The 12,995-nt window shown below is 60.0% G+C and carries 9 protein-coding genes and 1 tRNA gene; 3 read left to right on the top strand and 7 right to left on the bottom strand.

Annotated elements, in window-relative coordinates; all coding sequences use genetic code 11:
- Nucleotides 1-49 precede the first annotated feature (49 nt).
- The 5 genes from MOP44_RS18770 to MOP44_RS18750 all read right to left on the bottom strand — a co-directional run bounded on the left by MOP44_RS18770 (nucleotide 50) and on the right by MOP44_RS18750 (nucleotide 4,094).
- A complete protein-coding gene (locus MOP44_RS18770) occupies nucleotides 50-265 on the bottom strand; it encodes a hypothetical protein (RefSeq protein ID WP_260791781.1) in 216 nt (71 codons plus the stop codon).
- Entirely contained in the window at nucleotides 265-486 is a 222-nt protein-coding gene (locus tag MOP44_RS18765; protein ID WP_260791780.1) for a hypothetical protein, read from the bottom strand. Before MOP44_RS18765 ends, MOP44_RS18770 begins: the two co-directional genes overlap by 1 nt.
- Nucleotides 487-987: 501 nt before the next feature.
- A complete protein-coding gene (dinB, locus tag MOP44_RS18760) occupies nucleotides 988-2,190 on the bottom strand; it encodes a DNA polymerase IV (protein WP_260791779.1) in 1,203 nt (400 codons plus the stop codon).
- Nucleotides 2,191-2,277: 87 nt separating this feature from the next.
- Nucleotides 2,278-3,255: a hypothetical protein gene (locus tag MOP44_RS18755; protein ID WP_260791778.1), complete on the bottom strand. Its 978-nt coding sequence runs from the start codon at nucleotides 3,253-3,255 to the stop codon at nucleotides 2,278-2,280.
- A gap of 518 nt (nucleotides 3,256-3,773) precedes the next feature.
- Nucleotides 3,774-4,094 carry a hypothetical protein gene (locus tag MOP44_RS18750; RefSeq protein WP_260791777.1) on the bottom strand — a complete coding sequence of 107 codons (321 nt, stop codon included), beginning with the start codon at nucleotides 4,092-4,094 and terminating at the stop codon, nucleotides 3,774-3,776.
- A 335-nt stretch (nucleotides 4,095-4,429) separates the two neighbouring features.
- Between MOP44_RS18750 and MOP44_RS18745 the strand changes: the two genes are divergently transcribed.
- Nucleotides 4,430-6,871: a hypothetical protein gene (locus tag MOP44_RS18745; RefSeq protein WP_260791776.1), complete on the top strand. Its 2,442-nt coding sequence runs from the start codon at nucleotides 4,430-4,432 to the stop codon at nucleotides 6,869-6,871.
- An 83-nt stretch (nucleotides 6,872-6,954) separates the two neighbouring features.
- Here MOP44_RS18745 and MOP44_RS18740 read toward each other — a convergent pair.
- Nucleotides 6,955-7,044 (bottom strand) — tRNA-Ser (locus tag MOP44_RS18740).
- A 352-nt stretch (nucleotides 7,045-7,396) separates the two neighbouring features.
- On the opposite strand from MOP44_RS18740, the gene MOP44_RS18735 reads away from it, so the two are divergent.
- On the top strand, nucleotides 7,397-11,242 hold the full coding sequence (locus MOP44_RS18735) for an alpha-amylase family protein (RefSeq protein WP_260791775.1): 3,846 nt from the start codon (nucleotides 7,397-7,399) through the stop codon (nucleotides 11,240-11,242).
- 25 nt (nucleotides 11,243-11,267) lie between these two features.
- On the opposite strand, the gene MOP44_RS18730 is transcribed toward MOP44_RS18735, so the two are convergent.
- A complete protein-coding gene (locus MOP44_RS18730) occupies nucleotides 11,268-12,092 on the bottom strand; it encodes a hypothetical protein (protein ID WP_260791774.1) in 825 nt (274 codons plus the stop codon).
- A 106-nt stretch (nucleotides 12,093-12,198) separates the two neighbouring features.
- On the opposite strand from MOP44_RS18730, the gene MOP44_RS18725 reads away from it, so the two are divergent.
- Complete coding sequence (locus MOP44_RS18725) at nucleotides 12,199-12,993, top strand: ABC transporter ATP-binding protein (RefSeq protein ID WP_260791773.1); 795 nt, start codon at nucleotides 12,199-12,201, stop codon at nucleotides 12,991-12,993.
- Nucleotides 12,994-12,995: the final 2 nt, after the last annotated feature.

Here is a 12,995-nt window from a genome sequence, read left to right as displayed (position 1 = left end):
GGAAGGAGTGGCGCGCCAGGGAGCCAATTCCCGCGGTTATGTACCGCGATTAGCCCACAATCCTGTCCAGGATCCTCTGTGCCAGTGACACGCTGTCCGCGACCACTGAAAGGAGCCGGGGGGTCGGCTTGGTGATGTCAGTCTCCCTTGCCAATCGCACCGCTGCGATGATCGCCGCCGCGATTACCAGCGTGCTGGCAAACCTGTCCCGCAGCTTCTGCCTGTCCTGCTGCTCCCGGTCGATGGCTCGTCTCATCTCGCCCATCAGGCTGTGCGCCTCCTCGCCATTGCTCGGGCATCCAGCCGGGCAGAAAGAACTCCCCTGAAGATCTCGGACGGCACGTAGCGCCGCTTCTCGCGGCACAGCGGGCAGTCCGCGATGATCCAGGTGTCAGGCAAGGTCTCGACGGGGGCGGGGATGTTCTCTCCGCAACCCTTGCAGCGAACCGTAAAGTCGGAGCGCCGGGTTGACGGGATGTTGAACATGCATCCAGTATAGGCGAATAAACGGCGAATATTTCAGTGGAAATTTCGCCCCATGCGCGCGCCGCTCTGCGGGGGGGGTGGGGGGTGCTGCTCCCGGATAGATTCGAGTCCCTCGCTCTGCGGGGGGGGTGGGGGGGTGCTGCTCCCGGATAGATTCGAGTCCCTCGCTCTGCGGGGGGGGGTGGGGGGGTGCTGCTCCCGGATAGATTCGAGTCCCTCGCTCTGCGTGGGGGGGTGGGGGGGTGCTGCTCCCGGATAGATTCGAGTCCCTCGCTCTGCGTGGGGGGGTGGGGGGTGCTGCTCCCGGATAGATTCGAGTCCCTCGCTCTGCGGGGGGGGGGACGGGAGGGACAAAGGGACAGAGGGACAAAGGGACAGAGGGACAAAGGGACAAGGGAGAAGGGGTGGATTTCGGACGAATGGGCATAGCTCTCCCTTGCCGCCGCGGAGGGCAGGAGGACGATTATGCGCGGATATGAACCTTCTTTCCTGTGCCGGTCGTCACAGATCGTCGGTATCGCCGACTGCCGCCGACGGCAGCACGCCTAGATCGTATGGAATCAAGGCAGGCTCGTCCGACGTTTCGGCCGCCGCATCCGTTTCCCGTTCCAAGCGGAAATTGCTGAGGCCCACGCCCACCAGGCGAAAGAGCTGTTTCTCCGGGAGATCCACCTTCGCGCAGAGGCTCAGGGCGATGCTGACAAGCACGTCGCAGCTTTCGACCGGACCGCCCAGTGTCATGCTCCGGGTCAGCGACTGGAACTCTTTGGTCTTCAGCTTCAGCACGACTGTCTTGGCCTCGCGCTTATTGTCATGCGAGGCCGCCCAGATTCTCTCTGCGAGGCGGCGGACGTGGGGTTCGCATGCGCTGAGAGGAATATCCTCCGGGAACGTATCCTCGGCCGAAATCTGTTTGCGGACGCGATTGGATACCACCGGGTTGTGGTCGATCCCGCGGGCCAGTTCGTAGAGTCGCTGCGCGTAGCTTCCGAACGATTGCTCGAGCGCCTCCAACGGAATCGTGTAGATGTCGCCGACGAGCTTGATTCCTGCCCGGGCCATGCGCTCTTCCGTCACCTTCCCCACGCCCGGGATGCGGCCCACGGGCAGCGTCATGAGGAACGCCTGCGCCTCGTGCGGTTGAATGACGAAGAGGCCGTTTGGCTTGCGCCAGTCCGACGCAATCTTGGCGAGAAACTTGTTGGGAGCCACGCCCGCCGATGCAGTCAGATGGAGTTCATCCCATATCTGCCGGCGGATCGTTTTGGCCACGAGCGTAGCTGTCGGAAGTCCCATTTTGTTTTCGGTGACATCCAGATAGGCTTCGTCCAGCGACAGAGGCTCGATCGCATCGCTGTGCCTTTGGAAGATCGCGCGCACAGCCTGCGACACCGCCTTGTAGCGGACGAAGTCGGGAGGAAGGAAGACAGCGGCGGGGCACAGGCGCTCGGCGGTCACTGCCGGCATGGCGGAACGAACGCCGTACCGTCGCGCCTCATACGATGCGGCGCAGACCACGGAGCGCTTTCCTTTCCATGCGACCACCACCGGGCGTCCGCGCAGGCTGGGATCGTCGCGTTGTTCGACGGAAGCGTAGAACGCGTCCATATCGACGTGAACGATCTTGCGCTTGCCAATCGCGGCAATGCTTTCGGCAGTGCTCTCATCGATGACGGCAGCATCCGCAGATGTGCGCTCCTGCATCGCCCTGTCGCCTCGACAAGGATTGTTTCATATTCGCCTTGCTTTCGCCTCGCGGTTCTTCGTAGTCACCCCTTGGTTAGGCATCATCTATGGCAATGGGTGCTTGAGCAGGTCTTTGTACCGGAAGTCGAATAGTTCGCGTACTTCAAGCATAGGTATGATCGCTGCCCAGATCTTAGATAGCCTGCCGTCAATGTCGGCGCCATCAAATTTGAAGAAGTGCTGGATATCCGTAAGAAGGCACAGCAGGACGCCAGCTGTGCGCCCAATATGCATCGCGATGTGACGATCGGCGACGTCATCGAACAGCTCACGCTCGTCGTGTTTGACTTTATCGGGGCAGATGAAGGGAACCATGCTGGCAAGTCCATCAAAGCTAGCATGCGAGATCGATGAATACTCTTTCCAGAAACCAAGCGTCAGCTTCCGGAGCATCTGCTTGTGGGCTGTGTCTGGTGTGCTCTCTAAATACGCGCCCAGCAGCGGCCACTTGTTCCTCTTGTTGTCGAGGTCTGCATGCGTCAGGCTTTCTGCTCTCAGGCCGTTCTCTAGCCGAGTGCGGGTAGCCTGCAGATAGCTCGTCCAGTTCGCATCATGACCATGGGCAGCCTCATCGGCGAGAAGTGTCTCACGGACTCGGTAGTACCCACTGATGCGAAACGTGCGGCACCGTGAGGGGTCATCCAGAAGTGCGGTGCAGTTGTAAAATCCATCAATCATGGTGCGGACCAGTGGCAGGATGACGAAGCTGTATGGCAGACGGTATCCCGGTTGTCTAAAGCGAGTGTCCTCCGCGTTAACAAACAGTATCAGGTTGTAGGTCTCGTTCAATTGCCGCAGGATCACCCCGGTGTCCACAACCAATGAAGGCGGAACATTCTGTGGTGCTTCTCTCTCGACTTTGTGCATGAGCGTCATTGATAGGTCGGAGAGTTGCCGGGCGAACTGGGTGGCGTCGATAGACACGACGTTCGGATCTCTGTTCCTTAGCCGGTCTGCCAGTCTCTGGTCTGTACGTTCCTTGATGCGCCGGTCGAGCCAATCAGGATCAAATGGGGTGTGCATGGCAGCTACATGATATTGCGGGTAACCCACCCCAAACGGCCCCGGTCATCCAAAACCGGCACCGCGCGGGGCGACCCTGCGCGTGCGACATGAATATGTCGGGCGGATGATCTTTGAACGGGGAGCATCCCATCTACCGGTTGCTGCGTCTCTTGTCGCAGGCGTTCTCGATGCTCCTCCCCCAAGCGCATCGAGTTGAATGGCGCGGCATCCCCCATGCGACTGTGCCCGCCTAAGCAGAGTGCAAAGCCCCGGTTCCCCCGCCGGGGCTTTGTGTTTTCGGCGTCGACCCGCATTGATCCGTTACGCCGCGATGCGGACTGCGGGGGCTGATTTCTGTCGCCCCTCCGGGGCTTAGAGGAGTATAGGGTCAGTTTCCCCGAATTCGCGTCCGCGCGCAGTGCGCTCGGACTTCATCCGGGGCTATTATCGCGCTGCCCCTCCGGGGCGCTGCCGCTTCGCGGTCCGGATTGTAGGGGAAGAGTAGGGGGTCCCTCGCTCGGAACAGCCGAATTAGCTCATTGCCAACCGCTCCCCGGATGAAGGTCGGCCTCGTTGATCACGAACTCTGATTGTTCGTCTGTCAACTCGTAGTGGTAGGGTTCGATGCTAATGCGCACGAGGTTCCCGCTTGGGCTCGGTATCCTCTCAAGCACGCGGCATTCAATTATTCCGGGCTGAGGATATGTGGAATCACTCCAGAGGTTCTCTGCCGTAAATAGCGGTATCTTGTCGATGATCCGATGCAGCTTAGCGTCCGCATCGCGAAACGTACAGGCGACCCACCCCGGCTGGCCAGAGTCCACAAACTCTACAATCTCTACGCGAATATGTGGCATGTCGCAATTTTAGTTGCGTAACTCCTGCGTGGTCGCCGACTCGGAGGTAACGCTGGCTGGGGATCGTCAGAGGCAACCGCAGATCCCTCCACTTCCCCTTCACTTCGTTCAGGGTGCGGTCGGGATGACTCAGCGTTGGGGTGCGGCCATTTGTTGGAGGTCGCGCTTTCGGGACTTCTTCTGTCGATATGCACTTGACGACCTATGGTTTCGCGCATATCGGTGCGACTACCGGCGATAAACACCGTTTTCCGAGCCTCTTCCGTTGTGATATGTTGGCGCTCGATCGCAAATCATCCCCGCGATAATGCCCAATCAATCGGAGGATCGTGCCGATGGCCAGAGGGTGTCGGATCTTTGCTGGCGTATTGCTCGTGCTTTCGGCTGTTCACCAGGCGAGCGCCCAGAACGCGCAAGAAGCCCCATCGCGGGCGGTTCCATCGGACGCGAGCACTCCTCCTGATATGCCGGTACTTCTGTCCGCGAATCTCAACTCGTTTTCGAAAACTCTGCTGGTGTCAGCGGCGGATGAACCCAAACAGGAGGATTTTGTCGTCGGCCCCCTGGCAAGCACGGAATCCCCTGACCTTCAGATCCTCCCTTCCATTCAGGTTCAGAAAGCTCTCAAGGCCGGGAACAAATGGGCGGTGACGGCGACTATAAGCGGACGCATTCCGTTTGGGACTTCGACAGTGCCGGTCTATTTCCAGGGAACGAAAATCAATACCCTGCGCATCATCAAGACCGGCTTGGCAATCGACAACTTTCCGCAGGTGCAGTCCGAGGATCAGGATCTTCTCTTCGTGTTGCGCAATCCGACAAGCATTGGCTACGACTCGGTCAGCGTTCGGCTGAGATTCGACGGCACGGATGTCTGCGACTTCTCGGTCGAACAATTTTCGAAGCCGCCAACGCGAAGCGGATCGTCTGATTGTGCCGATGTGGCCAAATGGAGTTCCTTCTCGTTGCCGCAGTACGCCGGAGTGTCGCTGCGAACTTCGCCGCCTCACGGCTGGTTTGTGGATAAGGCAGCGGGACTGGCGCGAAGCGGGAAGCAGAAGGGTGTGTTAACGCTTCGCTATGTTTCAGGGGGCGATAAGGCCCCGCAGGTCATCGACGAACAGAACATTCCGGTCGAAACCGAATTCAAACTGGGCCTGAGAAGCAGAACCGTGAATTACCTCTGGGTCGCAGTGTGGTTGCTGGTTGGCGCTCTGGGGTCTGTGCTGCTCCGCGTCGCCATTCCTAATTACCGGCGCTTTCGATCGCTTCGCGAAGAGTTGATCGAGGTCGCGAAGGTGACCCGGGGCATCACGGACGAAGTGGATTCCATGCTGAGAGTGCAGTTGAGGGTCGAGCGTCTCAGCCTGGACACGCTGCGGAAGGCTGTTTCGGTCATAAGCCCTGGATTCACCTCTGTTGAACAGAGAGTCTCTTCAGGAATCACAACGCTGAAGCGCCGGATCGATTACGTAAGGCGCCTGGATGCCTCGCTCAACCGTTTGCACCTGCTGGTTGCGAATGAGCTTGCGCCTCCCACCAGGATCGCAGCCATCGAGCGGCATCTGGACCTGGCTTCGGAAGCACTGCAGAGCGTTCAGTTCCGTGATGAGGACTGGGTTCTCATTCAGCAAACACTGGAGTCGGCAGACAAGCTTCTCAATGATCCCACGGAGGAAGATAAGAGCGCATTTCAGACCTCTTTGGTTGAGCGGTGGAAGAACATCAGCGGCCATTTCAAGTTTGTCGCTGGCGCGGGCTTGACGCTGACGCTGCCAATCGACCTGCAGCCCATGACGTCATCGTTCCCTCTTCCCGAATCGCTACCGAAAGATGGCGACGACGGCCGCAAATGGATTGAGGAAATCGGAACGGTGCGCGCCGACCTGCAGATCTCTGCGCTGGAGTTGATTCGGGAGTTCGAGTTTCTTGCGCCGGCCGCTTTTACTGACCACTGGGTTCGAGCCAGAGACCGCCTCATTACATGGCTGGCCACGCCCGCGCTCGACAACTTGAATGAGGCGAGAAGCTTGCTTCGGCAACTCGCGGAAGGGGTCGATCCTCGGGCGCTGATTGAAGCGCTCCAGGCCGGTGAGGCCCAAATCGAACTCGATCCCCAAAGCGTCGGATCCGGAGAGCGGGTCCGGATGTCCGTACGTTTCAGGCGGCCCACCTTTAATTCTGCCGCCGCGAGAAGAGAGATTCTCTGTGAGTGGCGGATCAGCGCCCAAAGCGGGACGCTGCAGAGTGGAACACCGGAGAAGGCACCGGTCACAACCTCTTCTGCCGGCGACGCCGGAAACAGCCTGCCGCCGGCGTCACCAGGCTCGGTTTTGGATGCATCGGAAACCAGCCCGCGGTCGGATGAGTCGAGGCCTTCCTATTACCGGGAAAGAGGCTGGGACGTATATCACTATTTCGAGAGCTTCCTGCGGAGCTGCCCCGTCGAAGTGCGCTTTTACTGGGAAGGAAAACCGGTCACGGTGAACCCGGGCTCGGATCGACCTCTCATCTATCAGTATGAAATCGACCTTCAGGTGGAGAATGCTTCACGAAGAAAGTCGGCGCGGAAAGATTCGGTGCGCCGGGTGATTTTCGAAACATTCGAACTCGGTGCAGTCTTGCTCGTTCCGCTGTGCGCGTTGGCAATCTCCACCGCGGATCAAAACACGACCGGATTCTGGTGGCAGTTGGTTGGGCTGGGATTTGGATCGGACACGATCCGCAGCGTTCTGAGCGGTCAGACGGGTGCTGCGAAGACTAGTTCGGTTGTCTGAAGCGGCAGGACAAGCTTGGGGTTCGGGAGGGAAAACGCAGAAGCGGGAGCGAGCGACTAGCGAGCAGTGGCTGCCTGCAATTCTGGCGGAGAGGGGGAGATTCGAACTCCCGGTAGCCTTTCAGCTACGTCCGCTTTCGAGGCGGGTGCATTCAACCACTCTGCCACCTCTCCGCTTTGGGGACTTTCCTAGTCTAACGGCAAGCGGATCAACGTGGCAATTCAGCTCCTGGTTCGGCCGCCTGCCTGTCTCGGGCATTCCCGCCGAGGGCGCCGGTTCCCTCGCCCGAAGCGACCCTAACCCCCGCATTCCGCATCCATACGGTTTCGACCCGATGAGATCGACCCCGCCTGCCGCGCGGGGCCGGCGCGATTCGCTTGTCAATACTTAACCTCCCGGTACTACGATGGTTAAGCTGCGGTGGTTAAGCTGAAGGTCGAGGAGCATCACCAGTACGAATTGAACGGACGGCGCAGCCGCCCGTTCCACAACCGGCAACGCGAGTTCGGGAGCACGTAACCCTCTATGCTGGAATTCCACATTTCGCGCAGTGCACGCGACCGCTATCAGTTCCCCGACACCCTGTTTTCCTTCAACGGCAACGTCGTCTTCGCCAACATGGGAGCCTGCCGCGCCTTCGCCTACCGCATGAACCAGGTGCGCGAGTCGGAGAAGTATCCCGACCGCGCGGTGCATGCCGGCGCGCTGTTTGCCATGGGGCTAATAGATGAGGCCGGCCACGTGCTGCTGCAGCGCTATCGCGAGCAGTACGACAGCCAGGTGATGACCGACGCCCTCGCCTTCTTCGGCGGCCAGGTGGGCCCCGAGCAGTTGGACAAGCTGCTGCTCACCTTCGTCGAGCATTTTCCGGGATCGACCGTGATGCGCGGCGAAGAAACTCCGAAGCAGTGGCTCGCCGGATCCACGAACGGGCGCGCGCATCGCGAGGCGGCGCTCGAAGAACTGCTGATGCTCTGGACCGCTAACCGCAACGAAGCGTTCAAGCCGTTTGCAGAGCTGTTTGAAGACAAGCCGCTGGCCGAGCGTACCGTCTACAAGCAGGTGACGCAGCAGTTGCCGGAGTACTTCGCAACGCGTCCGCTGGTGCCGATTCCCGGCGCAACCGCGATTAGTCTCCTGGAGTTGCTGCGCGCACCGGCGAAGGGCGCGCCGAACTCGCTTAAGGATCAACTCGAACTGCTTCGGAAACTGTGGACGCCGCTGCTGGGCGACGCCATGGAGCGCTTCCTCATGATCGCCGGCGAAATTCTGCGTGAAGAAGAGCTGGCCATCTGGATGCAGTTCAACCCCGATGCGGCCCGCACCCGGGCTGAGGCCGAAGAAGCCGCGCGGCGCCGGCGCGAACGCGGGGAGCAGCAGTGGCCCACGCTGGCGTCGACTGCCGAGGTCATCACCTTCGGCGATCCGCAGCATGAGTACGAAAAGTTCTCGCCCGACACCGCATGGATGCCGACCACCGTGATGATGGCGAAGAGCACGTGGGTGTGGCTGGCGCAGTTGAGCAAAAAGTACGGCCGGCATATCAAATACGTCAGCGAGATTCCGGATGAAGAGCTTGCAGCGCTCGCGCATCGCGGCATCAATACGCTCTGGCTGATCGGTATCTGGGAGCGTAGCCGCGCCTCGAAAACGATCAAGCTGCTGTGCGGAAATCAGGACGCCGTTGCTTCCGCTTATTCCCTTTTCGACTACCGCATTGCCGATGACCTCGGTGGCGACCAGGCCTACGTTGCGCTGCGCGATCGTGCCTTCCGGCATGGCATTCGCCTCGCCAGCGACATGGTGCCGAACCACATGGGCATCGATTCACCCTGGGTTGTGGAGCATCCCGAGTGGTTCATCGGCCGCTGGGAATCGCCTTATCCGGCCTACAGCTTCAACGGTCCAGATCTCTCCGCCGACGATCGCGTCGAGATCAAGATCGACGATCACTACTACACGCAGACCGATGCGGCCGTAGTTTTCCGCCGCCGCGACAAGCACACCGGCGAAACGCGCTACATCTATCACGGTAACGACGGCACCAGCTTCCCCTGGAACGACACCGCGCAGCTCGACTATCTCAATCCCGCGGTGCGCGAGCAGGTCATCCAGACTATCCTCCATGTCGCCCGTTTGTTCCCGGTGATCCGCTTTGATGCCGCCATGACGCTGGCGAAGCGCCACTTCCATCGCTTGTGGTTCCCAGGTCCGGGCGCCAGCGGAGCGATCCCATCGCGTGCCGAATACGGCATGAGCGACGAGGAATTCAATCGCATCATGCCGCAGGAGTTCTGGCGCGAAGTCGTGGACCGTGTCGCCCAGGAAGTGCCCGGCACGCTGCTACTAGCTGAAGCGTTCTGGCTCATGGAGGGCTACTTCGTTCGGACGCTCGGCATGCACCGCGTGTACAACTCTGCATTCATGGTCATGACGCGCGACGAGGACAATGCGAAGTATCGGTCGGTGCTCAAGAACACGCTCGAGTTCGATCCCGACATCATGAAGCGCTACGTCAACTTCATGTCGAACCCCGACGAGCGCACCGCAATCGACCAGTACGGCAAAGGCGACAAGGCCTTCGGCGTGACGGTGATGATGGCAACGCTGCCCGGGCTGCCGATGTTCGGGCATGGGCAGATCGAGGGCTTTACCGAAAAGTACGGCATGGAGTACCAGCGCCCGCGCTATGACGAGACGCCGGACCAGTGGATGATCGAGCGGCACGAGGTGCAGATCGCTCCCCTGCTCAAGCGCCGCTGGCTGTTTGCGGAGAGCTACAACTTCCTGCTCTATGACTTCTTCCACGACTCCGGCGCTGTCGACGAGAATGTCTTCGCCTATTCGAACCGCGTGAACGACCAGCGCGCGCTTGTGGTCTACAACAACGTCTACGGGTCCACGAGCGGCACCATCCGCATCTCCGCCGCCTACGCGGATAAGGGTGCCGGCGGCCTCCGCCAACGTTCACTGTGGGAAGGCCTGGGCCTGCAGGATGGCAACTCGATTCTTGCCTTCCGCGATTCGCTTACCAACCTCGAATATCTGCGCCGCGCCAATGAACTGGGCGAGCGCGGAATTCGCCTCAACCTGCACGCCTATCAGAGCCACGTCTTTCTTGACTGGCGCGAGTTGCATGCGACGGCAGAAAGGCCCTGGGATCGTCTCTGCGACATCCTCGGCGGCCGCGGCGTGCCGTCGCTCGATGACGCTCTGGTCAACCTTGAGCTGCGGCCGGTGCATGACGCCCTGCGCCGCGCGCTCGATCCTGCGATTGTGCACATGCTGGTGGAAGCCGCGGAGGCTCCGGCAGCGCAGGCAGCGAGCGGCCAGAACAAGCCAGCCACGAAGGCACAGAACGCCTTGCAGGATCGCGCATGGCAGGCATTCGCCGAGTTGCAGACCGCCGCATTGCCCGCCTATGCGAAGCTCGCCGGCAACCGTACGGTGGCGTATTCCACAGATCCGGCTACGATGGCGCCGGTGTTGCGCAAGTTGTTGCGCGCGGCCACCCGGGTGCCCGCTCTCGAAGGACTGTTTCCGCAGAAGTGGACTGCAGCGGCACGACGCGTGATTCCCAATGATCATCCGGAGGTTCCATCCACCGCGTTATGGGGCCCGGTGCTGGCTTCCTGCATGCTGCAGGTGCTGGCCCAGGCCATTGACGTGGATAACTGGCAGGCAATCGCACTGGAGCTTTTCGATCGCCTCCGCTTGCGTGAACCGCTGGCGCAGGCCTTCCAGGCGCTCGGCCTCGAAGATGAAGACGGCTGGATGGCGGCAGCCCGCGTAAAGGTGCTGCTGCTGATGCAGAGCGGCGTCGGGAAGATCGCGCAGGCGAAGGCTGAGGTCCCAGTCGAGGTAAACGCGCCCCAAACCGCAACGACGCAAACAACCGCGCCAACAACGGCAAAGGAGCAGATATCCGCAGACGCTCTGATCGTGCCTCCGGGCTTGTGGGCGGATCCTGACGTCTGCTGGCTGACCGGCGCGCACGTTGCCGGCGATCACACTTACCTGGTCCGCGAGCAGTACGAAAGCCTGCTCTGGTGGCTGGCGCTGCCGCGGCTGTTGCTGCTGGCTGAGTCGGCTGCACCGCATCGCGCGGAAGCAGCCATCACTCTCGACGACATCGAGAAGGCGCTGGTCACGCTTGAGGACGCAGGTTATCGCCTCGACGAAATCCTGGAGCCGCAACCGCCTGCAGCGGCAACGGAACCTGCAGCCACGCCAGAAAAAGAAGCCCTGGAAACCGTACCTAAGACCGGCCCGCAAGCTGGCCCTGATCCGGAAGAACTCGAGCCACAGGAGCCAGTCGCCGCAAAACCGGTAGGGCCTGTGAACCCCGAGGGCCCGCCGGAAGAGTACTGAACCCACACAAAGGATGAAGGCGAGATCATCTAGAAGATTTCGCCTTCAGGATCGCGAGCAAATCCGTCCCATTGGAGGGGTATCGGAAGTTGTCGATCAGCCATCTGTCGGCGTCCTTTCGGAATTCGACTACCGACATCAGGGTACCGTTGGCATGTTGAGAATCGAAGCAAAGAACCTGCGCCTGATAGTGACCGCCTCTTCGAGTAACTTCTCCTACCCGGAATTCCTCCTCGACACCCGTGGTCCTTGCTTTTTCGGGGCCGCCTTGAAGTAGATCTCCGCACTGCGTAAGGATGCCCGGGTTTCGTTCGATCAGGTTCCGCAATTCCTGACCTTGATCCCACTGGGCCAAGCGCAATGTCTCGTTACGTTTCGGAGTGATCTCTCCAGGGGCGCGAGGCGGGCCGCACCATTCCACAAAACTCTCGATATACTCCTTCGCCGTATCAGCTGGAGGCCAATCGGCAACGACACGCGGATGCTCGACCTTCGTCACAGTTACCGCCTGTGCTGCGCCTGGCACATATTTGTCCATCGGACAAACGGTGAAGTCTGCAAACAAGGCGGGTTGGCGCTGACCGCTCTCGCAATCGAATTCTTTGCATAGCAGATCGATGGAAGCATCGCCTCTTGGATAGAACTCGTGGTGTGTGCCGATATGCCAGATCGCAAAGAATCCGTCACCTCGGTACCAAACCGCGCGCCCGCGAATCGTGAAGCATCTCTCCGCCGATGCAGCAGGAGCCATGGCGATGAACAAAGTCAAGACAAGAAACAATTTCATCCGCATCACCGAAACATGCGAGCATACCACGCCTTCAAATTCGCCAATTTTAGCTCTTGTCAATAACTATACTGTGGGGTATAGTTATCCCCTGACACAATAACAGCGCACTTCGTACGTCTCCATACAACACAATCCCATCAACCGTTCCACCCAGGAGGGCGGCTCCTTGATTCGCGTCCAAAACCTGAAGAAGACCTTTGGCTCTTTTACCGCCGTCGATGATGTTTCGTTCGACGTGGCGGCGGGAGAGATCTTTGCCTTTCTCGGCCCCAACGGCGCCGGAAAGACGACCACCATCAAGATGCTCACCACACTGCTGAAGCCCACCAGCGGGTCAATTCAGCTCGATGGGCTTGACCCGCAAACGCACCAAAATCAGGCACGGCAACGCTTCGGCATCGTGTTCCAGGATCCCTCGCTAGACGGCGACCTGACCGCATATGAAAACATGCAGATTCATGCCGTGCTCTACCACGTGCCCCATAAGATCGGAAAGCAGCGTACCGAGGAACTGCTCAAACTGTTCGAGCTGTGGGACCGCCGCAACGATCAGGTGAAGAAGTTCTCCGGCGGAATGAAGCGGCGCCTCGAAATCGCCCGCGGATTCCTGCACACGCCCCGCATTCTGTTTCTCGACGAGCCGACGCTCGGCCTCGATCCCCAAAGCCGCAACCAGCTCTGGACCATCGTGAAGAAAGTCAACGAAACCGAGCGCGTAACCGTCTTCCTGACCACGCACTACATGGATGAGGCGGACCGCGTGGCGCATCGCATCGGCATCATCGATCACGGCAAGCTGGTCACCCAGGGCACGCCGGCCGAGATCAAGCAGCAGACCGACACGCAGACGCTTGAAGACGCATTCCTGAAGCTCACCGGCAACACCATCCGCGACGAGAGCGCCGACCCCGCGGCGGCAATGCGGCAATTTGCCAAAATGTGGCAGCAGAACAGGAGATAACT

This window comes from Occallatibacter riparius (genome assembly GCF_025264625.1).
Lineage (GTDB): Bacteria > Acidobacteriota > Terriglobia > Terriglobales > Acidobacteriaceae > Telmatobacter > Telmatobacter riparius.
This window is presented reverse-complemented; position numbering and strand designations above follow the sequence as displayed.

What these genes read in the sequence shown, in the direction of transcription:
- MOP44_RS18770 (WP_260791781.1), bottom strand. Translation starts at nt 265, where the DNA reads ATGGGCGAGATGAGACGAGCCATCGACCGGGAGCAGCAGGACAGGCAG.
- MOP44_RS18765 (WP_260791780.1), bottom strand. Translation starts at nt 486, where the DNA reads ATGTTCAACATCCCGTCAACCCGGCGCTCCGACTTTACGGTTCGCTGC.
- dinB (WP_260791779.1), bottom strand. Translation starts at nt 2,190, where the DNA reads ATGCAGGAGCGCACATCTGCGGATGCTGCCGTCATCGATGAGAGCACT.
- MOP44_RS18755 (WP_260791778.1), bottom strand. Translation starts at nt 3,255, where the DNA reads ATGCACACCCCATTTGATCCTGATTGGCTCGACCGGCGCATCAAGGAA.
- MOP44_RS18750 (WP_260791777.1), bottom strand. Translation starts at nt 4,094, where the DNA reads ATGCCACATATTCGCGTAGAGATTGTAGAGTTTGTGGACTCTGGCCAG.
- MOP44_RS18745 (WP_260791776.1), top strand. Translation starts at nt 4,430, where the DNA reads ATGGCCAGAGGGTGTCGGATCTTTGCTGGCGTATTGCTCGTGCTTTCG.
- MOP44_RS18735 (WP_260791775.1), top strand. Translation starts at nt 7,397, where the DNA reads ATGCTGGAATTCCACATTTCGCGCAGTGCACGCGACCGCTATCAGTTC.